Annotated in this window: 21 protein-coding genes and 1 pseudogene; 10 read left to right on the top strand and 12 right to left on the bottom strand. The window is 71.4% G+C overall.

The features are described 5' to 3' along the window. Window positions 1-56: 56 nt before the first annotated feature. From HNR22_RS06325 to HNR22_RS06300, 6 genes are all read right to left on the bottom strand, one after another. A complete protein-coding gene (locus HNR22_RS06325) occupies window positions 57-1,481 on the bottom strand; it encodes an aldehyde dehydrogenase family protein (RefSeq protein WP_179779516.1) in 1,425 nt (474 codons plus the stop codon). Window positions 1,482-1,565: 84 nt separating this feature from the next. Then, window positions 1,566-2,531 carry a zinc-binding dehydrogenase gene (locus HNR22_RS06320; RefSeq protein WP_179779515.1) on the bottom strand — a complete coding sequence of 322 codons (966 nt, stop codon included), beginning with the start codon at window positions 2,529-2,531 and terminating at the stop codon, window positions 1,566-1,568. Further along, the gene (locus HNR22_RS06315; RefSeq protein WP_179779514.1) at window positions 2,528-2,890 is read right to left on the bottom strand and encodes a hypothetical protein; all 363 of its coding nucleotides are present in this window, start codon (window positions 2,888-2,890) and stop codon (window positions 2,528-2,530) included. Before HNR22_RS06315 ends, HNR22_RS06320 begins: the two co-directional genes overlap by 4 nt. Continuing rightward, entirely contained in the window at window positions 2,887-3,753 is an 867-nt protein-coding gene (locus HNR22_RS06310) for a DODA-type extradiol aromatic ring-opening family dioxygenase (RefSeq protein ID WP_179779513.1), read from the bottom strand. Before HNR22_RS06310 ends, HNR22_RS06315 begins: the two co-directional genes overlap by 4 nt. A 30-nt stretch (window positions 3,754-3,783) precedes the next feature. Continuing rightward, the gene (locus HNR22_RS06305; protein WP_179779512.1) at window positions 3,784-4,554 is read right to left on the bottom strand and encodes a citryl-CoA lyase; all 771 of its coding nucleotides are present in this window, start codon (window positions 4,552-4,554) and stop codon (window positions 3,784-3,786) included. Continuing rightward, entirely contained in the window at window positions 4,539-5,675 is a 1,137-nt protein-coding gene (locus tag HNR22_RS06300; RefSeq protein WP_179779511.1) for a CaiB/BaiF CoA transferase family protein, read from the bottom strand. Before HNR22_RS06300 ends, HNR22_RS06305 begins: the two co-directional genes overlap by 16 nt. A gap of 198 nt (window positions 5,676-5,873) precedes the next feature. Between HNR22_RS06300 and HNR22_RS06295 the strand changes: the two genes are divergently transcribed. The 3 genes and pseudogenes from HNR22_RS06295 (at window position 5,874) to HNR22_RS06285 (ending at window position 8,912) form a co-directional block, all read left to right on the top strand. Beyond that, entirely contained in the window at window positions 5,874-7,310 is a 1,437-nt protein-coding gene (locus HNR22_RS06295) for an amidohydrolase family protein (RefSeq protein WP_179779510.1), read from the top strand. A gap of 3 nt (window positions 7,311-7,313) precedes the next feature. Continuing rightward, window positions 7,314-8,117 carry an IclR family transcriptional regulator domain-containing protein gene (locus HNR22_RS06290; protein ID WP_179779509.1) on the top strand — a complete coding sequence of 268 codons (804 nt, stop codon included), beginning with the start codon at window positions 7,314-7,316 and terminating at the stop codon, window positions 8,115-8,117. Window positions 8,118-8,170: 53 nt separating this feature from the next. Then, window positions 8,171-8,912, top strand: a pseudogene (locus HNR22_RS06285) (IS5 family transposase). 16 nt (window positions 8,913-8,928) lie between these two features. Here HNR22_RS06285 and HNR22_RS06280 read toward each other — a convergent pair. Continuing rightward, window positions 8,929-9,441, bottom strand: coding sequence for a mycothiol transferase (locus HNR22_RS06280; protein ID WP_179779508.1), 513 nt, complete (start codon window positions 9,439-9,441; stop codon window positions 8,929-8,931). A 141-nt stretch (window positions 9,442-9,582) separates the two neighbouring features. On the opposite strand from HNR22_RS06280, the gene HNR22_RS06275 reads away from it, so the two are divergent. The 3 genes from HNR22_RS06275 (at window position 9,583) to HNR22_RS06265 (ending at window position 13,990) form a co-directional block, all read left to right on the top strand. Beyond that, window positions 9,583-10,158, top strand: coding sequence for a DinB family protein (locus HNR22_RS06275; protein ID WP_179779507.1), 576 nt, complete (start codon window positions 9,583-9,585; stop codon window positions 10,156-10,158). 114 nt (window positions 10,159-10,272) lie between these two features. After that, the gene (locus HNR22_RS06270; RefSeq protein ID WP_179779506.1) at window positions 10,273-11,523 is read left to right on the top strand and encodes an HNH endonuclease signature motif containing protein; all 1,251 of its coding nucleotides are present in this window, start codon (window positions 10,273-10,275) and stop codon (window positions 11,521-11,523) included. Between the two features lie 886 nt (window positions 11,524-12,409). Next, on the top strand, window positions 12,410-13,990 hold the full coding sequence (locus HNR22_RS06265; RefSeq protein WP_179779505.1) for a DHA2 family efflux MFS transporter permease subunit: 1,581 nt from the start codon (window positions 12,410-12,412) through the stop codon (window positions 13,988-13,990). Window positions 13,991-14,050: 60 nt separating this feature from the next. Here HNR22_RS06265 and HNR22_RS06260 read toward each other — a convergent pair whose 3' ends face one another. From HNR22_RS06260 to HNR22_RS06245, 4 genes are all read right to left on the bottom strand, one after another. Continuing rightward, the gene (locus HNR22_RS06260; protein ID WP_343059703.1) at window positions 14,051-14,512 is read right to left on the bottom strand and encodes a DUF5709 domain-containing protein; all 462 of its coding nucleotides are present in this window, start codon (window positions 14,510-14,512) and stop codon (window positions 14,051-14,053) included. 120 nt (window positions 14,513-14,632) lie between these two features. Then, entirely contained in the window at window positions 14,633-15,517 is an 885-nt protein-coding gene (locus HNR22_RS06255; protein WP_179779504.1) for an alpha/beta fold hydrolase, read from the bottom strand. Window positions 15,518-15,631: 114 nt separating this feature from the next. Beyond that, a complete protein-coding gene (locus tag HNR22_RS06250) occupies window positions 15,632-16,555 on the bottom strand; it encodes a sigma-70 family RNA polymerase sigma factor (protein WP_179779503.1) in 924 nt (307 codons plus the stop codon). 44 nt (window positions 16,556-16,599) lie between these two features. Then, on the bottom strand, window positions 16,600-17,574 hold the full coding sequence (locus HNR22_RS06245; protein WP_246380698.1) for a helix-turn-helix transcriptional regulator: 975 nt from the start codon (window positions 17,572-17,574) through the stop codon (window positions 16,600-16,602). A gap of 91 nt (window positions 17,575-17,665) precedes the next feature. Here HNR22_RS06245 and HNR22_RS06240 point away from each other — a divergent pair, with 91 nt between their 5' ends. From HNR22_RS06240 to HNR22_RS06230, 3 genes are read left to right on the top strand one after another with little or no spacing between them, the layout of a single operon-like run. Continuing rightward, on the top strand, window positions 17,666-18,799 hold the full coding sequence (locus tag HNR22_RS06240) for an epoxide hydrolase family protein (protein WP_179779502.1): 1,134 nt from the start codon (window positions 17,666-17,668) through the stop codon (window positions 18,797-18,799). After that, window positions 18,796-19,953 (top strand): winged helix DNA-binding domain-containing protein, encoded by a 1,158-nt coding sequence (locus HNR22_RS06235; protein ID WP_179779501.1) that lies wholly within the window; start codon window positions 18,796-18,798, stop codon window positions 19,951-19,953. The genes HNR22_RS06240 and HNR22_RS06235 overlap by 4 nt, the downstream gene beginning before the upstream one ends. Beyond that, on the top strand, window positions 19,946-20,734 hold the full coding sequence (locus HNR22_RS06230) for a YqjF family protein (protein ID WP_218906214.1): 789 nt from the start codon (window positions 19,946-19,948) through the stop codon (window positions 20,732-20,734). The genes HNR22_RS06235 and HNR22_RS06230 overlap by 8 nt, the downstream gene beginning before the upstream one ends. A gap of 22 nt (window positions 20,735-20,756) precedes the next feature. Here the strand turns inward: HNR22_RS06230 and HNR22_RS06225 are convergent, their stop codons facing one another. Next, window positions 20,757-21,734, bottom strand: coding sequence for an aldo/keto reductase (locus tag HNR22_RS06225; RefSeq protein ID WP_179779500.1), 978 nt, complete (start codon window positions 21,732-21,734; stop codon window positions 20,757-20,759). 163 nt (window positions 21,735-21,897) lie between these two features. On the opposite strand from HNR22_RS06225, the gene HNR22_RS06220 reads away from it, so the two are divergent. Next, window positions 21,898-23,262: a cellulase family glycosylhydrolase gene (locus HNR22_RS06220; protein ID WP_179779499.1), complete on the top strand. Its 1,365-nt coding sequence runs from the start codon at window positions 21,898-21,900 to the stop codon at window positions 23,260-23,262. The last annotated feature ends 26 nt before the right edge of the window (window positions 23,263-23,288 follow it).

The raw sequence follows: 23,288 nt of genomic DNA, 5'->3' as shown, positions 1-23,288 counted from the left end.
CTGGGGCAGGCGGCCCAGCGGGGCCGGCGGGCCGAGATCAACACCGGCCGGTTCGGTCAGCGCTGGATGGACTTGGTCTCCAGGAACTCCTCCAGGCCGAAGCGGCCGAATTCGCGGCCGTTGCCGGACTGCTTGTAGCCGCCGAACGGCGCGAGCGGGTTCCAGTGCCCGGCGTTCACGTCGACCTGGCCCACGCGCAGCTGCCGTGCCACGGCGAGGGCGTGCTCCGGCTCGCCGAAGACACCACTGGTCAGGCCGTACAGGGTGCCGTTGGCGATGGCCACGGCCTCCTCCTCGTCGGCGTACGGGATGATCGTCAGCACCGGCCCGAAGATCTCCTCCTGAGCGATCGCGGAGGACGGGTCGACGTCGGCGAAGATCGTCGGCTGGACGTAGGCGCCGTTCGTCAGGCCCTCCGGCCGGTCCGGCCCGCCGAACACCAGCCGGGCACCGTCGGCGCTGCCCCGCTCGATGTAGCCGACGACCTTCTGCCGGTGTGCCTCGGAGGCCATCGGACCGATCCGGGTGGCCTCGTCGTTCGGGTCGCCGACGGTGTACTGCTCCGCCGCCTCGACGGCCAACGCCACGACCTCGTCCTGGCGGGAGGCGGGCACCAGCATCCTCGGCCACGCGCCGCAGACCTGACCGCCGTTGGCGAACGCCATCATCACGCCGGTGGTGACCGCCGTCGGCAGGTCGGCGTCGTCGAGGATGATGTTCGCGCCCTTGCCGCCCAGCTCCAGCGCGACCCGCTTGACGGTCGCCGCAGCCACCGCGGAGATCCGCTGCCCGGCCCGGGTGGAGCCGGTGAAGGAGATCATGTCGATGTCAGGGTGGGCGGAGATCGCCTCGCCGACGACCGCCCCGGCGCCGTAGACGATGTTGAACACACCGGCCGGGACGCCGGCCTCGGCGGCCGCGTCGGCGAGGAGCCGCGCGGTCAGCGGGGCGTTCTCGGACGGCTTGAAGACCATCGTGTTGCCGGCGAACAGCGCCGGCGCCAGCTTGGAGACGATCTGCTGCAACGGGAAGTTCCACGGTGTGATCGCACCGACCACACCGATCGGCTCACGGACGATCAGCGAGTTGCCGACCTCCTCGGTCCACGCGAAGTCGTCGGCCAGGCCGGCGACCGACTCGACCACAGCGGCCGGGAAACCGACCTGGGCGGTCCGGGACATCCCGATCGGAGAGCCCATCTCGGCGGTGATCGCCTGGGCGATCTCCTCCGTGCGGGCGGCGAGGCCCGCGCCGAGGCGGCGCAGTACGTCCGCCCGGTGCTGCGGCGTGGTCGCCGCCCAGGCCGGGAAGGCTGCCCGAGCGGCGGCGACGGCACTGTCGACGTCGTCGGCGGTGCCGGCCGGGGTCTCGGCGACGACCTCGCCGGTGGCGGGGTTCACGACGGGAAGGGTGCCGGCGGCGCCGGCGACGGTCTCGCCACCGATCCAGTGGCCGGTGACGGCGTAGGTGGAAGTTGTCATGGACCGACCGTCGCACCGGCCCGGCACCCCAACCAGGTGCGCTCTATCCAGGGTCTCGCGGTCCCTGGCTGGGGCCCGGCCCGGTCAGAGCGCCAGCACGATCCGCCCGGCGGCGGTGCCGGCGTCCTGCCGGGCCCAGGCGTCAGCGACCGAGTCGAACGGCACGATCTCGTGGTCGACGGTGAGCCGTCCCGCCGCCGCGTGCCCGGCCACCACGCCCAGCGCCGCCGCCCGTTGCGCGGTCGACAGCCCGTTGTTGGTGTAGCCGACCAGACGCAGCGAGCCGCCGCGTAGCACGGCGGACTCGATCGGCGCGGTTGCCCCCGCCGCGCTGCCCAGGTTGACCAGCCGGCCACCGGGGCGCAGCACCCGCAGGGCCGCCGCCGCCGGGACACCGAAGACCGGGTCGAGGACGAGGTCGACCGGACCGTCGGCGACCTCACGCAGTCGGTCGGCCATCGACGCGACGTCGTCGTCGGGCAGCAGCGCGATGGCGACCGCCGCGCCGAGCTCCTCGGCGCGGGCCCGTGCCGAGGCAGAGCGGGCCACGGCGATGACCCGGCGGGCGCCGCCGAGCAGGGCCAGCTGGACTGCGGCCTGGCCGACCACACCGCCGGCCCCGAGCACGATGACCTGTTCGCCGGCCGCCAGGCCACCGCCGTGGGTCAGCGCCGCGTGGGCGGCCACCGCGGAGAGACCCAGGGCCGCGAGCAGGGTCAGCGGTACGCCGGACGGCAGCGCCACCACGTCGACGGAGGGCACCGCGACAGTGCTCGCCATGCTGCCGTCGACACCGGACCTCATCCCGGCCGACGTGCCGAACCAGACGGCCGCGCCGTCGGCGAGCCGGCCGACACCCTGCACACCCGGCACGTACGGGGTGCTCGGCGCGCCGAAGTAGCTGGTGCCGCTGGCGCAGAGCAGATCCAGCGGGGTGATCGGCACGGCCTCGACGGTGACCGCCACCTCGCCGTCGTTCGGCACGGGCGCCGGCCGCTCAGTGATCGTCGGCGGTGTGCCGCAGGCGTTGAGCACTGCCGCGCGGATCACGTCGCGATGTCCGGGTAGGGCATCGGAAAGTGCGCCAGCCGTGCGCCGTAGGACTTCTGGTACTCCAGCGGCTCGGTGTTGTCCCGTTCGAAGACGGCGATGAAGAGGGTCAGGGTGAGGAACGGGTGTGCCCCCAACTCGAACAGCTTCACGTGGTCGTGGGTGGCCAACGCCTCCCGCTCCACGTCGTCGAAGCGCAGCCAGGTGCTCGCCTCGCCGGTGTGGCAGTTCAGCACCGTGTTGGCGCACTCGGCCTCCCACCAGGTGACCAGCTCGCGCGGCTCGTTCCGGTAGCGCTCGACCAGCTCGGGGTCCCGGTCGACCATGAAGAGGAACTTGTTCAGCAGGTACCTGCTCATGCCGCCGGCGCTCCGTTCGGGTACCAGGTGAAGTACGCCTCCATGGTGTGGAACAGATCGAGGGTGTCGACGTGGTCGGCCTTCGCGCCGGCACCGGCTACGCCCATCATGAGCATGAAGTCCATGAAGCCGTGGGTGGCGTTGCCGGGGGAGTGCAGGCTGTCCAGGGTGACCTCGCGCAGGCACCCGTCCAGGTCACCGTTGGCGATCCACTCGACGGCCCGCTGGTCGAACTCCGGGTCCGGGCCGTGCGGGCCGAACTGCCGGGGGCCGCCCAGCTCCAGCGACAGGTGACCGGTGCCGATGACGGCCACCCGCAGGTGCGACGGCCACGACTCGACGATCTCCCGGATGGCCTCGCCGAGCTGCACGAAGCGCTTCGGCTGCGGCAGCGGCGGCGCGAAGATGTTCGTGTAGATCGGCACGATCGGCAGGTCGGCCTCGGGCCGCAGCGTGATGATCGGGCAGGTGATGCTGTGGTCGATGCGCAGCTCGTTGCTGAACGCGAGGTCGAAACCGGAGTCGAGCCCGGCCCGCAGGATGTGCCCGGACAGATCCTCCTGGCCCATGAGCAGCATCCGGGGCAGCCCGAACTCGCGTTCCTCGTTGTACCAGTTGGCGTCGTACATGGGTGCCTTGCCGACCAGGAACTGCGGCATGTTGTCCAGCCAGAGCTGGTGGAAGTGGTCGGAGCCGACCATCACCAGCACGTCGGGCCGGGCCCGGGTCAACGTCTCCCGGAAGGCCAGGATCTTGCTGGTCCACTCGTCGGCGAACGGCGGCCGATCATCGCCGGTGGCCGTGCTGGCCCGGTAGTAGAAGGGGTGGTGGGTGGAGGCGATGACCGCGACGACGGTGGCCATTGGGCTCCTTTCGCTGGCAACGGAGGGGGATCAGGGCTCGTAGACGGCGTTGCGGTCCACGGTGCGGTAGATGTCCATGCCGAGCGGGCGGCGCCGCTCCTCGGCGAGGTGTCCGAGCAGCCCCGCCGCGCGGGCCAGCAGGGCGAAGCCGCGCAGCATCTCGACGGGGAGCCCGAGGTCGGCGAGCGCCGCGCCGCAGACTCCGGCGCCGTTGAGGGGCAGGGTCCGGCCGAGCACCTGCGGGTGCACCCGCCCGATCGCCTCGAACAGCCGCAGGTGCGGGCCGTGCAGCCCTTCCTCGGTGGCGATCCGGATCAGCACGGGCGTGCGCGGGTCCTGCTCCTTGTGCACCGGATGCCCGAGCCCGGGGACCAGTCGGCGCTCCTGCTTGGCCCGGGTGACCGCGTCGAGCGCCAGCGCGTCGTAGTCGGTCACCTCGCCGGCCCCGGCGAGCGTGTCGGCGAGGAAGCGTCCACAGTCCTCGGTGACACCGAGGAAGCGGGAGCCGCCGCCGAGCAGGCCGGCGGCGAGCGCGCCCTGCAACGATTCCGGCGCCGACAGGTACGTCAGCCGGGCCGCGATCGCCGTCGGGGTGAAGCCGTGATCGGCGAGTGCCACCAGCACCGCCTCGAAGACCCGCACCTCACCCCGGGTGGGCCGGCGGCCGGCGACCAGCCAGTACGCCAGCTCGCCGAAGCCGACCTCGCCCATCAGGTCGCCGGCCAGGTCCTGCCCGAGCAGGGAGATGCTCGTCGGGTCGGACGTGCCGATCCCGGTCGGGAAGCTCAACTCTTCAGCCACGCGCGGATCTCCTCGCCGTGTTCGTCGAGCCCGGGCGGCGGCAGCTCGTAGCGCGCCGGGGTGTCGGAGAAGGTGATGGGGTTGCGGACGCCGGGCACGTCACCGACGGCCACGACCGGGTCGAGCCCCAGCTCCTCGGCGAGCGCCACGCCGCCGTCGATGGTGTTGATCGGCGCACAGGGGACGCCCGCGGCGAGCAGGTCCCGGAACCACTCGTCCTTGGTCCGCTGGGCGAGTCGTTGCACCAGCAGGGGTCGCAGCTCCTCGCGGTTGGCGGTGCGGTCCTGGTTGCGCCCGAAGCGCGGGTCGTCGGGCAGTTCGGGCAGGTCGAGCACCTGGCAGAGCTTGCGGAACTGCCCGTCGTTGCCGGCGATGACGATCAGCTCGCCGTCGGCGGTGGGCAGCGGCTCGTACGGGAAGAGGCTGGGGTGCGCGTTGCCCATCCGGAACGGGACGGTGCCGCCGGCGACGTAGCCGCTGGAGTGGTTGACCAGCCCGGACAGCGCCGAGCTGAGCAGGTTGACCTCGACGTGCTGACCCCGCCCGGTCTCGCCACGGTGGCGCAGCGCGGCGAGGATGCCGATGTTCGCGTGCAGCCCGGCCATCACGTCGAAGACGGAGATCCCGGCCCGGTACGGCGAGCCGTCCGGGTCGCCGGTGAGGCTCATCAGGCCCGAGATCGCCTGCACCATCAGGTCGTAGCCGGGAAAGTCCCTACCCGCGCCGGTGCCGAAACCGCTGATGCTCGCGTACACGATCCTGTTGTTGCTCGCGGCGACGCTGTCGTAGTCGAGGCCGAACCGGGCGAGGCCGCCCGGCCGGAAGTTCTCGATCATCACGTCGGCGCGGTGGGCCAGCTCCTGCGCGGCGGCCACGTCGTCCGGTTTCTTGAGGTCCAGGGCGACCGACCGCTTGTTGCGGTTGATGCCGAGGTAGTACGTCGAGACGCCGTCGCGGGTGGGCGGCATCCAGGTGCGGGTGTCGTCGCCACCGGGACTCTCCACTTTGATCACCTGTGCGCCCAGGTCGGCCAGGAGCATCGTCGCGTACGGCCCGGCGAGGATCCGGGAGAAGTCCGCGACGAGCAGGCCGGCCAGTGGCCCCGTCGATTGCTGCACCATGTTTCCGCCCGTCCTGCGGACACCTGTCCGCCCGCACAGCTTGCGATACCGCAGGGTGCGTGTCAACGGTGCGTTCATCGTGCGGAAACACATCCTTGACACGTCTCGTGACCGGGACCACACTTGCGCCACTCGGGCTGGCCGCACAGCGGACAACAGTCCGGACTCCCCTCGTACCCCGGAAAGGAATGGGTGGCGATGAGCGCAACCGACCGGCCGGTGGTCTTCCGAAACGGCCTGGTTCTCACCATGGACGACGCCCACACGGTGCTGCCCGGCGCCGACGTCCTGGTCGTCGGCGACCGGATCGCGGAGGTCGGCGTCGGCCTCACCGCGCCCGACGACGCCCTGGAGATCGACGCCACCGCCGGCATCCTCATGCCGGGCATGGTCGACACCCACCGGCACATGTGGCAGACCGCCATGCGCGGGTACGGCGCCGACTGGACCCTGACCCAGTACTTCGTCTGGTACTACCTCGAATCCGGCAAGCTGTTCCGCCCCGAGGACGTCTACGCCGGCAACCTGCTCGGTGCGATCGAGGCGATCGACGCGGGTGTCACCACCACGGTCGACTGGTCACACGGGCTCCAGACGCCCGAGCACGCCGACGCGGCAGTGGACGCCCTGGAGGCGGTCGACGGACGGTTCGTGCTCGCCTACGGCAACATCCAGCAGGGGCCCTGGCAGTGGGCCACCTCGCCGGAGTTCCGCGACTTCCACCGCCGCCGCATCGACGGCGGCAGGCTGGCCGGGTTCCAGATGGCGTTCGACGTCACCGGCGACCCGGCCTTCCCGGAACGGGCCGCCTTCGAGGTGGCCCGGGAGTTGGGTGCCGCGGTGACCACCCACGCCGGTGTCTGGGGCGCCACCAACGACGACGGCATCCGGCTGATGCACGAGAACGGGTTCATGACCCCGTCGACGGTCTACGTGCACGCGGCGACGCTCACCCACGACTCGTACAACCGGATCGCCGCGACCGGCGGCTCCGTCTCCGTCTCCACCGAGAGCGAGCAGAGCGCCGGTCAGGGCTACCCGCCCACCTGGCAGTTGCGCCACCACGACATCCCGGTGTCGCTGTCGATGGACACCAGCGTGTGGTGGAGCGGCGACCTCTTCTCGGCGATGCGGAGCACGCTCGGCGCGGACCGCTCCCGTGAGCACCTGGAGGCGCACGCCAAGCAGGAGACCGTCACCCACTGTCACCTGCGGGCCGAGCAGGTCGTCGAGTGGGCCACCCGAGGCGGCGCCCGCGCGCTCGGCATGGACTCCAGGATCGGCGCCCTCACCGCCGGCCGAAAGGCCGACGTGGTTCTGATCAAGAACGACGCCTCGCCGGTGATGTTCCCGATCCTGAACCCGCACGGTCACGTCGTCTTCCAGGCCCAGCGCGGCGACGTGCACACCGTGCTGGTCGGTGGGCGAATCGTCAAGCAGGACGGCCGCCTCGTCGGCGTCGACCTCGCCGCCGCGCGGGCCGCGGTGGCGTCGACCATCGACCACCTCCGCGAGACGATGGGGAAGGAGGCGTGGCAGCGGGGCATGAACCCGGACATCCCCGAGACCGCGATCCTGGAGAACCCGTACCAGTACACCGAGTGGGACGCCGGCTCGGCGCAATGGAAGCATTAGGACATGAGTGACAACGGAAGGGGCGCCGGGCCCGACTTCATCGAGGCTCTCGCCCGTGGCCTCGACGTCCTGCGCTCCTTCCGTCCGGCCTGCCCGTCGATGACGCTCAGCGAGATCGCCGCCGCCACCGGCCTCGCCCGGCCCACCGTCCGGCGCATCCTCATCACGCTCGAATCGCTGGGCTACGTCCGCGCGGTCGGCCGTGGCCACACCCTCACCCCGCGTGTCCTGGAGCTGGGGATGGCGTACGTCAACGCGTTGAACATGTGGGACGTTGCCCGCCCGCACATGGAGAAGCTGGTCGCGCAGACCAACGAGTCGACCTCGATGGCCCAGCTGGACGGCAGCGACATCGTCTACGTCGCCCGGGTGGCCGTCCCGAAGATCGTGACCCTCGGTGTCACCATCGGCACCCGCTTCCCGGCTCCCGCGACCTCGATGGGCAAGGTGCTGCTCGCGGCACTGCCACCGGAGACCCTGGCCGCCGTGCTCGCCGAGCCGACCCGCTCCGGCATCACACCCCGCTGGCAGCCCTCACCCGGTGAACTCGACGCCGTGCTGCGCGAGGTGCGGGCGAAGGGCTGGGCCCTCGCCGACCAGGACCTGGCCCCGGGAATCCGGTCCGTCGCGACCGGTGTACGCGACGGCGACGGGCGTGTCGTCGCCGCCATCAACGTGACAGTGCACGCGGCCGAGACCTCGCTGGAGACCCTGCGGGAAGAGCATCTGCCGAGGTTGCTGCGCGCCGCCGCCGACATCGGGCACGACTGGGCGCTGACCGCCGCCGTGCCGGTGGTCACCGTCTAGGGCATCCTGGTCTGCCGATCTTGTAGCGGTGGGTCGTTGACGATGTGCCGGTGGTGCGTCGTGGTGAGCTGACCGATGAGGCGTGGGCGGTGATCGCGCCGCTGCTTCCCGAGCCTGGTGGAGCGCGGGGGCGGTGGCGGGATCACCGCCAGGTCATCAGCGGGATTCTGTGGAAGCTGCGCACGGGGACACCGTTGCGTGACCTGCCGGAACGTTATGGGCCGTGGAAGACCTGCCACGAGCGGCTGCGCCGCTGGACCGCCGACGGCATGTGGGATCGGATCCTCGCCGCGGCGCAGGTCTACGACGACGGCACACCGGTGCAGTGGGCGATCAGCATCGACTCGTCGATCGTGCGGGCGCACCAGCGTGCCGCTGGCGCCCGCAAAAAAGGGGGCTCCCCGACAAGTTCGGCGACGCCTGGTGCGCAAGATGGCGAGGCAATCGGCCGATCACGCGGAGGACTGAGCAGGGAAATCCATCCCGCCGTCGACGGCCGCGGCCGGCCGCTGTCGATCCTGCTCACCCCCGGCCAGGCCGGCGACAACCCCCAGCTCCTCGCCCTGCTCGACGCGATCCGGGTCAACGAACTAGGACCCGGGCTGCCCCAAACGCCCTGAGGTGCTGATCGCGGACAAGGGCTACGCCCACGACTCCACCCGCCGAGCACTGCGGCAACGCGGGATCCGGCACGGGCTCAAGCAGTGGCGTGATCTGGCCACCCGCTACGCCAAACGGGCATCCCTCTACCGGTCGAGCCTGGCCCTCATCGCCGCTGTCATCCGGCTTCGATGATCAGCAAGGATGCACGTTAGTCGCCGGTCGTGCCGTCGATCTGCTCCCGGAGAACGTCGGCTTGGCCGCAGTGCCGTGCCAACTCACGGATCATGTGCACGTAGATGTAGCGCAGTGACACCCTGCCCAGGCGGGGATGAGGCACAGTGTCGTCGAGGGCGAAGCCGGCTGCGATCTGCCTCGATCGATCACAGACCGCGGCGTACTCCGCGATGACGTCTGCGACCGTCTCATCCGAGCCGACCTGCCAACTGGCGTCGTCACCGAACGAGTTACCAGTGATCTCTTCACGCGGCTGCTGTCCCAGGCAGTGCTGGAACCAGTTCCGCTCAACAGCGGCGGCGTGTTTGACGAGACCGATGAGCGTGGTGAGCGAGGGCACCAGGCTCCGGCGGGCGTCATCCTCCGACAACCCTCGGAGCTTGGCGATGATGACATCGCGGTACGCATCGATGAAGGCTTCCAGAAGCTCACGTTCCGGAGCCGTGCTCGCGAGTTCCTCGCTGTCGAGCGGCCGTGCAGTCGTCACATCGACACCCTAACCCTCTGAGGTTCCGTCTCGCCGCGCCAAGATCGGCAGAACACGCCTAGGCGTCCTGTCCTGCCGGGCATGAGCTCCGCGGATCGTCCGGGGCGGCGCCGACACCCGGCCGGATGCCATAGTGCCGCGATGAAGGCAGACCTGCACAGTTATTTGAGGGGCGGCCGCGACACGCTGCTGTGGAAGCTCGACGGGCTCGGCGAATACGATATTCGGCGTCCGTTGACCCCGACCGCGACCAACCTGCTCGGTCTGGTGAAGCACGCGGCGGCCATGGAGATCCTCTACTTCGGTGTCGTGTTCGGCCGACCGTCCGACCAGGAGCTGCCGTACGTCGGCGACGGAGCGGAGACCAATGCCGACATGTGGGCGACCGCGGATGAGACCCGCGAGGAGATCGTCGGGGTGTACCGTCGCGCTATCGCCCACGCCGACACCACCATCGAAGCCCTGGCACTGGACGACGTCGGCCGCGTGCCGTGGTGGGGTGACGCAGCGGTCACGTTGCACCACGTCCTGGTGCACGTCATCGCGGAAACACAACGGCACGCCGGGCACGCGGACATCGTGCGCGAACTCATCGACGGCGCGGCCGGGCTGCTGCCCAGCAACGACAATTTGCCCCCCGCGGACGAGTCGTGGTGGCTGGACCACCGCCAGCGAGTGGAGCAGGCGGCCCTCGACGTCAGCAAACGCAGCAACTAAGTCCTCTGTCGGTCATGGCAGCCAGACGGTGGCGGCGATGAGGGACCTGGCTGGGCCTGCTGTGGATCGATCATGATGACTGAAAGTGTCGTACACGTGTTCTAGATTCAGGTCATGGTCGAGGAGTTGCCGCAGGCTGAGGATGCCATCGCTGCCTGCGCCGACACGGCCATCTGGGCACTGCCCGAGGGCGAGCTGATCGCCGCGCTCGACACCGCGTACCGCATCGAGCAGCGTCTCGCGGCGGTGAAGCTGGCCCTGGTCCGTGAGCTCGACGGCCGGGGCACCGCCACCACGCAGGGTGCCTCATCCACCGCGGTCTGGCTCCGCGAACGGTTACGCCTCACCATCCCGGCCGCTCGCCGCCTCGTCGACCTCGCCGCCGTCCTGGACACCGGCAACCCTGGCGTACGCCACGCACTGGCCGATGGCCACATCACCGTGGAGCAGGCCCGGGTCATCACCGACACGATCGACACCGTGCAGACCGCCGCCGGTCCCGAGGCCGCTGACAAGGCCCTCGGAGTGCTCGTCGAGTGGGCCGGGCAATTCGACCCCACCCTTCTCCGCAAACTGAGCACCCGCATCCTCGACCACGTCGCACCCGACATCGCCGACGCCGCAGCCAAAGCCGCCCTGGACGCCGAAGCCCGCCGCGCCACCCGCGACCGCCACCTCACCCTCTCCACCCTCACCGACGGCCGCCTGCGACTCACCGGCATCCTCGACTCCGAGACCGCCGGGCTGCTCCGTGCCGCCATCGACCCCGTCAGCGCACCGTCGGGCCCTGATGACCAGCGCACTCCCGGGCAGCGTCGGCACGATGCCCTCAGCGACGTGTGCCGCCTCGCCCTGCGCACCGGCGAGCTGCCCGAGCACGGCGGTGATCCCGCCCAGGTCGTCGTCACCACCGGCTACGACGGGTTGACCCGGCAACTGGGCAGCGGAGCCCTCGACGCCGGCCTGCACCTCACCCCCGAGGCCGTGCGCCGACTCGCCTGCGACGCCGGCATCCTCCCCGCCGTCCTCAGCGGAGCCGGCCAGCCACTCGACCTCGGCCGGCAACGCCGCCTCATCACCGGCCCCCTCCGGCGAGCCCTGGTGCTGCGTGATCGTGGCTGCGCCTTCCCGGGCTGCGATCGACCACCGCGCTGGTGCGACGCACACCACATCCACCACTGGGCCGACGGCGGCGACACCAGCCTCACCAACGCCGTCCTGCTCTGCGGCCACCATCACCGGCACCTGCACCACAGTGACTGGACCGTGCGCCTGGCAGGCGACGGCCTCCCCGAATTCGTCCCACCGGCCTGGCTCGACCCCGAACAACTACCCCGCCGCAACCACTACCACCGACGAACGTGAGCACCACGAGCACAGAACGATCACCCCGGTCAGCAGGCTGACCGAGTGGCCAGCACAGCACGCCCTGGTTCCACCCGGCCACCGAGGTGAGGAGGGGCGCGGGACCAGGATCCGCACGCTGCTCTCGCCCTGACCCCGGCCGGCTCGTTGCTGCTGGTGGAAGGGTCGGGCTGCCCTCGACGCCGTCGACGCCGCCGTACCCGCCCGTACCCGCCCGTGCCGCCCGCGCCGCCGGTGCCGCCGGTGCCGCCGGTGCCCGCCCGTGCCGGCCGTGCCCGCCCGTGCCGCCGGTGCCCGCCCGTGCCGCCGGTGCCCGCCGGTGCCGCCGGTGCCCGCCGGTGCCGCCGGTGCCCGCCGGTGCCGCCGGTGCCCGCCGGTGCCGCCGGTGCCCGCCCGTGCCGCCGGTGCCCGCCCGTGCCGCCGGTGCCCGCCCGTGCCGCCGGTGCCCGCCCGTGCCGCCGGTGCCCGCCCGTGCCGCCGGTGCCCGCCCGTGCCGGCCGTGCCCGCCCGTGCCGCCGGTGCCCGCCCGTGCCGGCCGTGCCGCCGGTGCGCGCCTTGCCGCCTTCGCCGGTGCCGGTGGGGGTCGTGGCGATGGTGATCGCGTGGCCGCCGCACAGCCGATCCCTGGCCCTCGCCGGGCTGACCCGACCGCTGCCCGTCTGCTGGTGGTTCTGCTGTTGGTCGCCACCCCGACGAGTGGTTGTAAATGGACGGCCGTTCGGATACGCGGCCCGGCGGTCACGAAAACCGGCGGCGAATCGTCACAACCGGCAGTTAGTCTTCCTGCGCGCGTCGTCGTCCTGGCACGTCGCGCCCCGCGCCTGGTCGGCGCGGCATCGCCGCCACCGCCCACCATTGGCCGGCTCAATCGACTTCAGGAGAGTCAGTGACACAGCAATCCGTCGCGACAGCGGACAAACTCGACGCCGCAGTGCTCAAGGTGGCGGGCGTCGTCGTCCTCGGCGCGATCATGTCGATCCTCGACGTGACGGTGGTCAGCGTGGCGCTGCCCACCTTCCAGAGCGAGTTCGACGCGTCGTACGCCCGCGTCGCGTGGACGATGACCGCCTACACCCTGGCCCTGGCCACCGTGATCCCGCTCAGCGGCTGGGCGGCCGACCGGTTCGGCACGAAACGCCTCTACATGGTGGCGTTGGCCCTGTTCACCATCGGTTCGGGGCTCTGCGCCACGGCCGACACGATCGGCGAGCTGATCGGCTACCGCGTGCTTCAGGGCCTCGGCGGCGGCATGCTCATGCCGCTGGGCATGACCATCATGACCCGCGCGGCGGGGCCGCACCGGATCGGCCGACTGATGGCCGTCCTCGGCATCCCGATGCTGCTCGGGCCGATCGGTGGCCCGATCCTCGGTGGCTGGCTGATCGACACCGCGAGCTGGCACTGGATCTTCCTGATCAACCTGCCGATCGGCGTCGTCGCACTGATCTACGCGCAGATGGCGCTGCCGAAGGACGCCCCCGAGCCGTCCGAGTCGTTCGACTTCGTCGGCATGCTCATGCTCTCGCCGGGCCTGGCGCTCTTCCTCTACGGCGTCTCGTCGCTGCCGGAGGCGGGCACCTTCGCCGAGGCCAAGGTGTGGGCCCCGATGCTCGTCGGTGGCGCGCTGGTGGTGGCGTTCGTGCTCTACTCGTTCAAGCCCCGGCACCCGCTGCTCGACCTGCGGCTGTTCCGCAACCGCAGCCTGACCATCGCGTCGCTGACGCTGTTCGTGTTCATCATCGCGTTCATGGGCGCCGGCCTGCTGTTCCCGAGCTACTTCCTCCAGGTGCGCGGCGAGACGACGCTGGCCGCCGGTCTGCTGATGGCCCCGCAGGGCATCGGCGCGATGATCACCATGCCGATCGCCGGCACGTTGGCCGACCGGGTGCCGATCGGCCGTACCGTTCCGTTCGCGCTGGGGCTCATCGTCGTCGGGTTCTTCAGCTTCACCCAGGTCGACCCGCAGACCTCGTACTGGCTGCTCGGCGGGTCGCTGTTCGTGATGGGCCTGGGCATGGGCGGCACGATGATGCCGATCATGACGTCGGCGTTGCGGACGTTGCAGGCTCAGGAGGTGGCACGCGGTTCCACGCTGGTCAACATCCTCCAGCAGATCGGCGGGTCGGTCGGCGCCGCCGTGATGTCGGTGATCCTCACCAACGAGCTGAACGGCTCCCGGCCGATCCCCGGCCTGGTGGACGAGAGCGGCAAGCCGGTCACCGAGGCCGGGCTGGCCATCGCCTCCCAGCAGCGGCCGGAGCTGCTCCAGCAGATGCCGGTGGACCCGTCGATCATCGAACGCGGGCTCGACTTCGCCGCCAAGTCGTTCGCCACCACGTTCTGGGTCGCGTTCGCGCTGGTCGTGCTCACGTTCATCCCTGCGGCCCTGCTGCCGCGCCGACGTCAGCCGGCGCAGCTCGACGACCCGCAGGGCGAGCTGGTCAAGACGCCCGTCGTCATCCACTGAGCAAACCGCCCGCCGCGCTCACCATCCACGGATGGTGAGCGCGGCGCTGTCGGGCGATCGTCAGCGCAACGGGCCGTCGCCGGGGCCGTCCGGGTCCTCGACCACGTGGATCGCGGCCTCCTCGGCGCTGGCGGCACCCGCGTCGATGCCGGCGTCCCACGCCACCGACTCGGCCTCGTCGTCCTCGCGGACGCCCTCGTCGTACGCGACAAGACGGCCGGCGCGCGCCTCGGATTCGTACCCCCGACGGGTCAGCTCGTCCTCGTCGTCGCCGTCCTCGGCGTACGGGTCGACATCCGGCACCTCCTGGGCGAGGTACTGCTCCAGGGACTCGCCCGCCCGCTCCTCGGCCGGCGTGGTGCCGAACCGGTTCGCCGCCGTCCAGTGGTCCTCGGCGACGATGCCGGTGTCGAGGGGGTCGCCGACGCGGTCGTCGTCCAGGGTGTCCGAGGCGTCCAGGACCCCGTCGTCCTCGGCCACGTTCCACTCGTCGACGGAATCCATCCGTTCGGTCTGGCTCACGGCGGTCTCCTCTTCGTCACGGTGCACCAAAGTGCCCAGCCTATGACCGTGCAACGCCAGCGCAGCCCGAGGCCTGCCCGCTGTGACGAACGGACCTCGGGCTGCGACGCCGGTGCCGGGTCAGCGGCTCAGCAGACCCACCACGGCCTCGGTGAACTCCGTCGGCTGCTCGATGTGCCCGAAGTGCCCGCTGTGCTCGAGCACGACCAGCCGGGAGTCCTTGAGGCCCGCGTGCGCCTGCTCGGCCCAGCGGGGACCGCAGATGAAGTCGTACGCCCCCACGATCACCACGACGGGCACGGTGATCTCGCCGAGGTTGTCCCGGACGTCGAAGGGCGTGGGGTCCTGCGCGCCGGCCGGCGCCGACCAGATGCGTACGGCGGCCTGGAACGGGACGAACTCGTCCTGTCGGCCCCAGAAGTCCGCGAAGTACACCGGGAGGGCGGCGCGTAGGGCGGCCCCCAACGACTCGTCGTCCGTGGCAGCGCCGATCTGCCCGAAGGCGGCCGGAACCGCCGCCGCCTCCGGCCGGTCCGGGTGCCGCTGCGGGTACGCGGCCAGACCGGCCATCGCCTCGGCCCAGAACTCGGCGCCGGTGACGGGTGAGGTGTCGTACAGGGCGAGACCGGCGACCCGCTCCGGGTGTGCGAGGGCGTAGCGCTGGACGACGAAACCGCCGTGCGAGTGCCCGAGGAGGTGGACCCGGGGTGCGTCGACGTGCTCGACGACGGCATGCAGGAACCGGACGTACGTGTCGAGACGGTAGTCGGCAGGGTCGTCGAGGCGCCCCGAGGCGCCGGTGCCGACCGGCTCGACGTACACCATCGTGAAGTGCTCTTCCAGGCTCGGCGCCCGCAGGTAGGCCCACTCGATGCCGGGGCCGCCGGAGTGCGCCACGCAGACCGGGCCGGTGCCGGCGACGTGGTAGACCTGCCGGACGCCGTCGACGGTGAAGGTGTGGGCACCCGGTGCGAGGGCGCTGACGTCGTGGCTGGTGGAACCCATGAACTATCTCCCGTTCCGAGACCCGTGCGGCGAATGCCCGCACGGCAACTGGCGCATGACGCGGACCAGATGCGCGGGCCGTGGGAAAAGTTCGCTCGGTCGGGGAAGTGTTTTTCAGACCAGCGCCGGGACGGGGTGGAAGAGGGTGAGGCGGCGCACCCGACCCTCGCGCAGCACCTGCAGCCACAGCGCCGCGGGCGGGCAGTGCTCCGGGTCGTCGGGCGGGCTGATCAGGTCGGTCTCCCAGATCAGCACGTCGCCGCTGGCCGCCACGTTGCGCAGCTGTTGGCGTACCCCTGCGGTCAGGTCTCGGTTCATGCCCTGGATCGCCAGGTCACGACCGCCGCGCGGGCCGCCCGGCACGACCATCTCGGCGTCCGGCCACCAGCTCTCGCGAACCACCCGGTCGAAGTCGCCGCCCATCGCCGCCGCGATCATGTCGCGACCCTCCCGCCACCGCGATTCGGTCGCCGCGGTGACGTCGGCGTGCGCCGCGGTCGCCGCCGCGCGGAGGCCGCCGGCGAGCGCACGGCGGGCGTGGCTGAGGCGGCTGCGGACGGTGCCGACCGGCACGCCGCACACGGCCGCGATCTGCTCGTACGACGACGCGTCGCTGAAGTAGCGCAACAGGGTGACCAGCCGGTCCGGCTCGGACAACTGCCCGATGGCGTGCCACACCCAGTCGCGCATCGCGCCCCGGTCCAGTGCCTCCTCGGGGGTGGGTGTGTCGGCGGGGCGGGCGAACCACTCCGGTTCGGCGACCGGGACGGCTCTGGGCCCGCGCACCGTCATCCGACTGTTGTTGCGGACGATGGCACGCAGCCACGCGCCGACGGCGGCGGGGTCGCGAACCTCGCCGATGCGACGCAGCGCCACCACCATGGCGTCCTGCACCGCGTCCTCGGCGTCCGGTCCGTAACCGAGGACACCCAGCGCGACGGCCCGCATCTCGGCCTCGTGTCGGGCCAGCAGCGCTCCGAGTGCCGCCGCGTCTCCCGCCTGCGCGAGCGCGACCAGTTCCGCGTCACTCTGCGTCACGCCCACTTCCTCCCCGAAGCACCGATTCAAACGCTTGTGCTCGATCAAGCGTACGGCGGGTCGGCGGGTCGCTGCCCGGGTCGGCGGCCGTCCGACGCTGTGGATGGGCTGGCGGCGCGGGTGGCCCGGACGCCGAGCTGACGCAGGTGCGCGATCAACTCCGGCGGCTCGTGCACCTCCACGTCGCAACCGAGGGTGAGCAGGCGCCACGCCAGCCACTCCAGCGTGTCGGCGTTGCTGCGCAACCGGCAGGAGGTCGCGTCGATCGGCTCCAGATCGACGCCGACGCCACCGAGCGGGCCCGCCATCCGCTCGACCGGCGCGTACAGCGTCACCACCGCCCGGTAGACGGGCGTCAGCTCAAGCAGCTTCTCCGTCATGAACGAGGCGGCGTCCGACGACGGCAGTTGCCGGGCGGCGACCCGGGTCCGGGTGTGCCGCAGGTCGGTGATCCGGTCGACCCGGAAGATCCGCCAGTCGTCGCGGTGGTTGTCGTAGCCCACCAGATACCAGCGCCGACCCGCCGACACCAGCTTGTACGGCTCGACGAGCCGTTCGGTGTCCCCGCCGTCGCGACGGCGGTAGGTGAACCGCAGTTGCTCCCGGTTGGTGACGGCGCCGGCCAGCGCGCTCAGGTCCTCCGGGTCGACCGCTGGTCCCGCCCAGGTGAGCAGCGGTTCGGTGGCCGCCCCCAGCGCGCTGACGCGGTGCCGTAGCCGGGACGGCAGCACCTGTTCAAGCTTTGTCAGTGCTCGTACCGAGGCCTCCTCGATGCCGGCCACCGCGTGACCGGCGGCGGTGCGCAGACCGACAGCGATCGCCACCGCCTCGTCGTCGTCGAGCAACAGCGGAGGCATCGCCTTGCCGGCAACCAGGCGGTAACCGCCGATGGCGCCCATCGTCGCCTGCACCGGGTAGCCGAGGTCGCGCAGTCGCTCCACGTCGCGGCGAATGGTGCGCAGGCTGACGCCGAGGCGGGTGGCCAGTTCGCTGCCGGGCCACTCGCGCGGCGTCTGCAACAGCGACAGCAGGCCCAGGAGTCGGACATGGCCCCAGCATGCCAGCGATGTGTGCCAGCACCTGTCCTATATGGCCCGTAGCGTTTCCGGCATGACGCCATTTCGCATTGACGTACCGCAGTCGGACCTGGACGACCTGAGTGACCGGCTCGCCCGAACCCGGTGGCCCCGCTCGTTGCCCGGCACCGGCTGGAGCCGTGGGGTGCCGGTGGACTACCTCCGTGAGCTGACCGAACACTGGGCGAGCGGTTACGACTGGCGGGCGCACGAGGCTCGGCTGAACGACCTGCCCCAGTTCGTCACGCAGATCGACGGCTTGGATGTGCACCTGCTGCACGTCCGCTCGCCGGAGCCGGACGCGTTGCCGTTGCTGCTGACGCACGGCTGGCCGAACTCCGTGGTCGAGTTCACCGAGCTGATCGGCCCGCTGGCCGACCCGCGCGCCCACGGCGCGGATCCCACGCAGGCTTTTCACGTGGTGGTGCCATCGGTGCCCGGCTACGGTTTCTCGCAGGCGCCGCCGGCCGGGTTCACGATCGACCGGCTCGCCCGGATGTGGGCCGAGCTGATGGCCAACCTCGGCTACCACCGCTACGGCACGCAGGGCGGCGACCTCGGTGCGTACGTCGCGCCGCGGGTGGCGGCGGTGGCGCCGGAGCGGGTGGTCGGCGTACACATCGACGGTGGGTTCGGCTTTCCGACCGCCGCCGACGTGCCGGAGATGACCGCGGCGGAACGCGCCGAGTGGGAGCAGATGCAGCAGTGGATGAGCGGTGGCGTGGACCATCACGCCCTGCTGCGAGCGGCCCCGCAGACGTTCTCGTACGCCTGGAACGACTCGCCGGTCGGGTTGCTGGCCTGGATGATGCAGAAGTTCAAGGAGTTCACCATGACGGTGCCGACGCCGGAGCAGGCCATCGACCGGGACCATCTGCTCACCAATGTGAGCCTCTACTGGTTCACCGGCACGTCCGGAACGTCGTCGTGGCCCATGTATGAACGACTCACCGTCGCCGACGACGGCGGTTTCGCCTGGCCCACCGGCCAGCGGCGGGTGCCGTCCGGTGTGTACGGCGGCGGGTCCGCGCTGATGCGCCGCCTCGCCGAGCGGGACAACACCATCGTCCACTGGCCGCAGGGCAACCCGGGCAGCCATTTCGTGGCGATGGACGAGCCGCTGGCGCACGCGGCGGACATCCGCGCGTTCTTCAGGGGCCTGCGATGACCGAGCTGAGCTGGGCGCAGGTGTCCGCCCGACGTCTGCAGCGACACCGGCTCGGCACACCCGCGGCGGACGCGGCACCGGACGCCGGACGCGTCGCTGACGTGGTGTCGACGATCTGCGGCGCGCACGCCCAGATCGCATCCGCCGCCGAGTTGTCCATCGGGCTGCGGGCGCCGGGCGCGACCCGCGCCCTGGTGCGCCGGGCGCTGTGGACGGACCGCACGCTGGTCAAGACCCGTGGGCCGCGCGGCACCGTGCACCTGCTCGCCGCAGCGGACCTGCCGATGTGGGTCGGTGCGCTGACCGCGTTGCCGGCCCCGTCCTGGGAGCGGAGTGTGGTCCTGCTGACGGCCCGGCAGACCGAACAGGTCCTCGCGGCCATCGCCGACGCGGTTGCCGAGGCCGACCTGACCACCGCCGAGCTGACCGAGGAGATCGTCGCCCGTACCGGCCCGTGGGCGGGTGACCTGGTCATGGAGGCGTTCCAGGACATGTGGCCGAGGTGGGTCGCCGCGATGACCACCGCCACTCGGCGCGGAGTGATCTGCTTCGGTCCGAACCGCGGTCGGGCCAGCACGTACACCAGCCCGACCCGGTGGCTGCCCGACTTCGCGCCGATGCCCGGTCCCGCCGCCCTGGCCGCACTCGTCCGCAGCTACCTGTACGCGTACGGGCCGGCCACCCCGGCACAGTTCGCCCGGTGGCTGGCGGTGGCGCCGGGGTGGGCGACGTTGCTGTTCAATTCGCTGGACCTGACCGAGGTGACGGTGGAGGGCAGCCGGGCCTGGGTGGCCGCCGACGACACCGAATTTCCCGACGACCGGCCGTCCGGGTTGCGGCTACTGCCGTACTTCGACGCGTACGCGGTCGGCTGCCACCCCCGCGAAAGGCTCTTCCCCGGTGCCGCCGCCGAGCGGGCGCTCGCCGGTGGCCAGGCCGGCAATTATCCGGTGCTGCTGGTGGACGGGGTGGTCGCCGGTGTGTGGCATCAACGCCGCTCCGGCCGCTCGATCCGCGTCACGGTCGAGCCGTTGCGGACGCTCGACGCCGCCCGGCAGCGGGAGCTGGCGGAGGAGGTCGAACGGGTCGGCGAGATCCTGGAGGGTAAGGCTTCGCTGACCATCGGCACCGTCAGTGTCGGTCCGCATGCCTGAGACCACGCCGGCCCGCCGCGTGGGCCAGGATGAGACCGTGCACCCCGAACCGGTAGACCACTCGCCCCGGCAGTCGTTCCCCTGGGCGGTCCTCGGGCAGCGCTGGGAGGACCTCACCTTCCTGCACTGGGCCGTCGACCCGGCGCTCGTCGCACCGCTGCTGCCGGCCGGAACCCGTCCGGACACGCTGGACGGCGTCAGCCACGTCGGGCTGATCGGCTTCCGGATGGTCGGGCTGGGCTTCGGTCGGGGCCCCGGGGTGCCGTACTTCGGCACCTTCTGGGAGACCAACGTCCGGCTCTACTCCGTCGACGACCTCGGCCGGCGGGCCGTCGTGTTCCGGTCGCTCGACGCGTCCCGGCTGGTGCCGGTGCTGGTGGCGCGGGCGACGCTGCGGCTGCCGTACCTCTGGTCGTCGATGCGGATGGACCGCGACGGTGACCGACTCACCTACCGGTGCCGGCGACGCTGGCCCGGTCCGGCGGGCACGACGAGCCGGATGGTGGTGCGGGTGGGGGAGCAGGTCAGCGACCCGACGCCCCTCGAGCATTTCGTCACCGCCCGCTGGGGGCTGCACACCAGGGCGTACGGGCGCACGCTGCACCTGCCGAACTGGCACCCGCGCTGGCCGCTGCACCGGGCCGAGTTGCTGCACCTCGATGACGAGCTGGTTGCCGCCGCCGGGCTGCCGGCACCGGTCGGCCCGCCGGTCAGCGTGCTCTACTCGCCCGGTGTCGGGGTCAGGTTCGGCCCGCCCGTGGCGGTCCGGCGGCCCGACTGAGTGCAGCCGGGCCGCCGGGCTGTCAGTAGCGACCGCCCTCGGGTGCGGGCAGGGCGTCCAGGTCGGCCAGGTCCTCCGCGCCGAGCCGGACGTCGCCGGCGGCGCAGTTGTCCGCCAGGTACTTCGGGGTCTTGGTGCCGGGGATCGGAATGACCTGGTCACCCTGGGCGACCACCCACGCGAGCGCGACCTGCGCGGACGTGACGCCGGCCCGGTCCGCGAGCTCCCGGACCCGGGCGACGATGGCGAGGTTGGCGCGCAGCGCGTCCTGCTGGAAACGCGGCAGGCCACGGCGGAAGTCGTCGGCTGGCAGGTCGTCGAACGAGGTGAACCGGCCGGCGAGGAAACCGCGACCGAGCGGGGAGAACGGCAGGAAGGCGATGCCCTGCTCGACGCAGTACGGCAGCACCTCAGCCAGCGGGTCGCGGGTCCACAGCGACAACTCGGACTGCACCGATGCCACCGGGTGCACCGCCTGGGCTCGCGCGATCTGGGCCACCGTCACCTCGGACAGCCCGATCTGCCGCGCCTTGCCCGCGGCCACGACCTCCGCCATCGCGCCCCAGGAGTCCTCGATGGGCACCTCCGGGTCGACGCGGTGCAACTGGTAGAGGTCGACGTGGTCGGTGCCGAGCCGGCGCAGACTGTCGTCGATCGCCGCGCGGATGTGCTCCGGACGGCCGTTGTTGCCGATCTTCGGCGAGTTGCCGGGACCGCCGGTCGGGGAGGTCGCCACCAGGCCGACCTTCGTCGCCAGAACGGCACGCTCCCGGTGGCCACCGGCCAGCGCCCGCCCGAGGAGTTCCTCGTTGGTGTACGGCCCGTACACGTCCGACGTGTCGATCAGGGTCGCGCCCAGGTCGAGCGCCTGGTGGATGACCGAGATCGAGGTGTCGTCGTCGCGGGGGCCGCTGATGTCGTATCCGTGGCTCATGCCCATGCACCCGAGGCCGATGACGCCGACCTCGGGACCTGCGCTGCCCAGCGTGGTGGTTCGCATGCGCACCACGCTACGACCAGCGCCGCCGACCCGCACCCGCCCGGGTGCTCAGCGGCCTCGGGTCCTGGCGCCCCCGCCTTGCCCCCATTGGCGCCGATCGATATTGTGCGCGAAGGCGCCGCCCCGCCTCAGACCACCACCGTCGATCCGAAGCGGGTTCCGCATGCGCGCACTGAGACTTGTCACGACCCTGGCCGTCGCCGGCCTGCTGGCCGGTGGGGTGGCCATCGCCGCCACCCCGGCCAGCGCGGCGACCGCCGTGTTCTCCGTGACGAACAACTGGGGCAACGGCTACCAGGGGCAGATCACCGTCACCAACGACACCTCCGCACCGATCACCAGCTGGCGGGTCGAGTTCGACCTGCCGTCCTCCTCGACCGTCAGCCAGTCGTGGAACGCACAGCAGTCGACCTCGGGCAGCCGCTACACCTTCACCAACGTGTCCTGGAACGGCACGCTCGCCGCGGGCGCCTCGACGTCGTTCGGCTTCCTCGTCAACGGCTCCGGCACCCCGGTGAACTGCACAGTGAACGGCGCGTCCTGCGCTGGCGGCCCACCCCCGACCACGCCGCCCCCGACGACTCCGCCGCCCACGACCCCACCGCCCACGACCCCACCACCGACCACCGGCACCCCGGTCGAGCGGTACGGGCAGCTGCGGGTCTGCGGCACGACGATGTGCGACAAGACCGGCGCACGGGTGCAGCTGCGCGGCATCAGCAGCATGTGGCTCAACTGGGAGACCGCCCCGTACGCCGAGAACCTCTCCGCGCTGACCTGGATGCGGGACAACTGGAACCTCCAGGTGATCCGCGCGGCGATGGGCGTGGAGCCGGCGGGCGCGTACCTCAGTGACCCGGCGAAGGCGCGCGCGCAGGTGGAGACCATCATCAACAACGCGGTCACCGCCGGGGTGTACGTGATCGTCGACTGGCACGCCCACGAGGCGCAGAACAACCAGTCCCAGGCGGTGGCGTTCTTCGGTGACCTGGCCCGTCGCTACGGTCACCTGCCCAACGTCATCTGGGAGCCCTACAACGAGCCGTTGCAGGTGAGCTGGACCAACGTGATCAAGCCGTACCACCAGGCGGTGGTCTCCGCGATCCGCGCCGCCGACCCGGACAACATCGTCGTGCTCGGCACGCCGACCTGGTCGCAGGACGTGGACGTCGCGGCTGCCAGCCCGGTCACCGGCACCAACCTGATGTACACGCTGCACTTCTACTCGTGCACGCACGGCGCGTCGCTGCGCGCCAAGGGCGACGCGGCGATCCGCGCCGGCCTGGCGCTGTTCGTGACGGAGTGGGGCGCCAGCCACGCCGACGGTGGCCTGGACGGCCGATCCTGCCTGCCGGAGGCGCAGTCCTGGATCGACTGGATGAAGAGCAACGGCATCTCGTGGACCGCGTGGAAACTCGACGTCGGCACCGACACCACCAACCTGCTCAGCCCTGGCGCGCCGGTCACCGGCGGGTGGAACAACTACCTGCACGGCCACGCGCCGTTCGTGGTGGCGAACATGAGGTGACCCCGGCCGTTCCTTGACCGTGATAG

It is taken from the genome of Micromonospora jinlongensis (assembly GCF_013410645.1).
Classification (GTDB): Bacteria; Actinomycetota; Actinomycetes; order Mycobacteriales; family Micromonosporaceae; genus Micromonospora; species Micromonospora zamorensis.
Note: the sequence above shows the minus strand (reverse complement) of the source record. Positions and strands in the feature narration are given on the sequence as shown.

Bases quoted from the DNA above. Each gene is read 5' to 3' on its own strand.
- HNR22_RS06325 (WP_179779516.1), bottom strand. From the start codon at position 1,481: ATGACAACTTCCACCTACGCCGTCACCGGCCACTGGATCGGTGGCGAG.
- HNR22_RS06315 (WP_179779514.1), bottom strand. From the start codon at position 2,890: ATGAGCAGGTACCTGCTGAACAAGTTCCTCTTCATGGTCGACCGGGAC.
- HNR22_RS06310 (WP_179779513.1), bottom strand. From the start codon at position 3,753: ATGGCCACCGTCGTCGCGGTCATCGCCTCCACCCACCACCCCTTCTAC.
- HNR22_RS06300 (WP_179779511.1), bottom strand. From the start codon at position 5,675: ATGGTGCAGCAATCGACGGGGCCACTGGCCGGCCTGCTCGTCGCGGAC.
- HNR22_RS06295 (WP_179779510.1), top strand. From the start codon at position 5,874: ATGAGCGCAACCGACCGGCCGGTGGTCTTCCGAAACGGCCTGGTTCTC.
- HNR22_RS06290 (WP_179779509.1), top strand. From the start codon at position 7,314: ATGAGTGACAACGGAAGGGGCGCCGGGCCCGACTTCATCGAGGCTCTC.
- HNR22_RS06275 (WP_179779507.1), top strand. From the start codon at position 9,583: ATGAAGGCAGACCTGCACAGTTATTTGAGGGGCGGCCGCGACACGCTG.
- HNR22_RS06270 (WP_179779506.1), top strand. From the start codon at position 10,273: ATGGTCGAGGAGTTGCCGCAGGCTGAGGATGCCATCGCTGCCTGCGCC.
- HNR22_RS06255 (WP_179779504.1), bottom strand. From the start codon at position 15,517: ATGGGTTCCACCAGCCACGACGTCAGCGCCCTCGCACCGGGTGCCCAC.
- HNR22_RS06240 (WP_179779502.1), top strand. From the start codon at position 17,666: ATGACGCCATTTCGCATTGACGTACCGCAGTCGGACCTGGACGACCTG.
- HNR22_RS06235 (WP_179779501.1), top strand. From the start codon at position 18,796: ATGACCGAGCTGAGCTGGGCGCAGGTGTCCGCCCGACGTCTGCAGCGA.
- HNR22_RS06230 (WP_218906214.1), top strand. From the start codon at position 19,946: ATGCCTGAGACCACGCCGGCCCGCCGCGTGGGCCAGGATGAGACCGTG.
- HNR22_RS06225 (WP_179779500.1), bottom strand. From the start codon at position 21,734: ATGCGAACCACCACGCTGGGCAGCGCAGGTCCCGAGGTCGGCGTCATC.
- HNR22_RS06220 (WP_179779499.1), top strand. From the start codon at position 21,898: ATGCGCGCACTGAGACTTGTCACGACCCTGGCCGTCGCCGGCCTGCTG.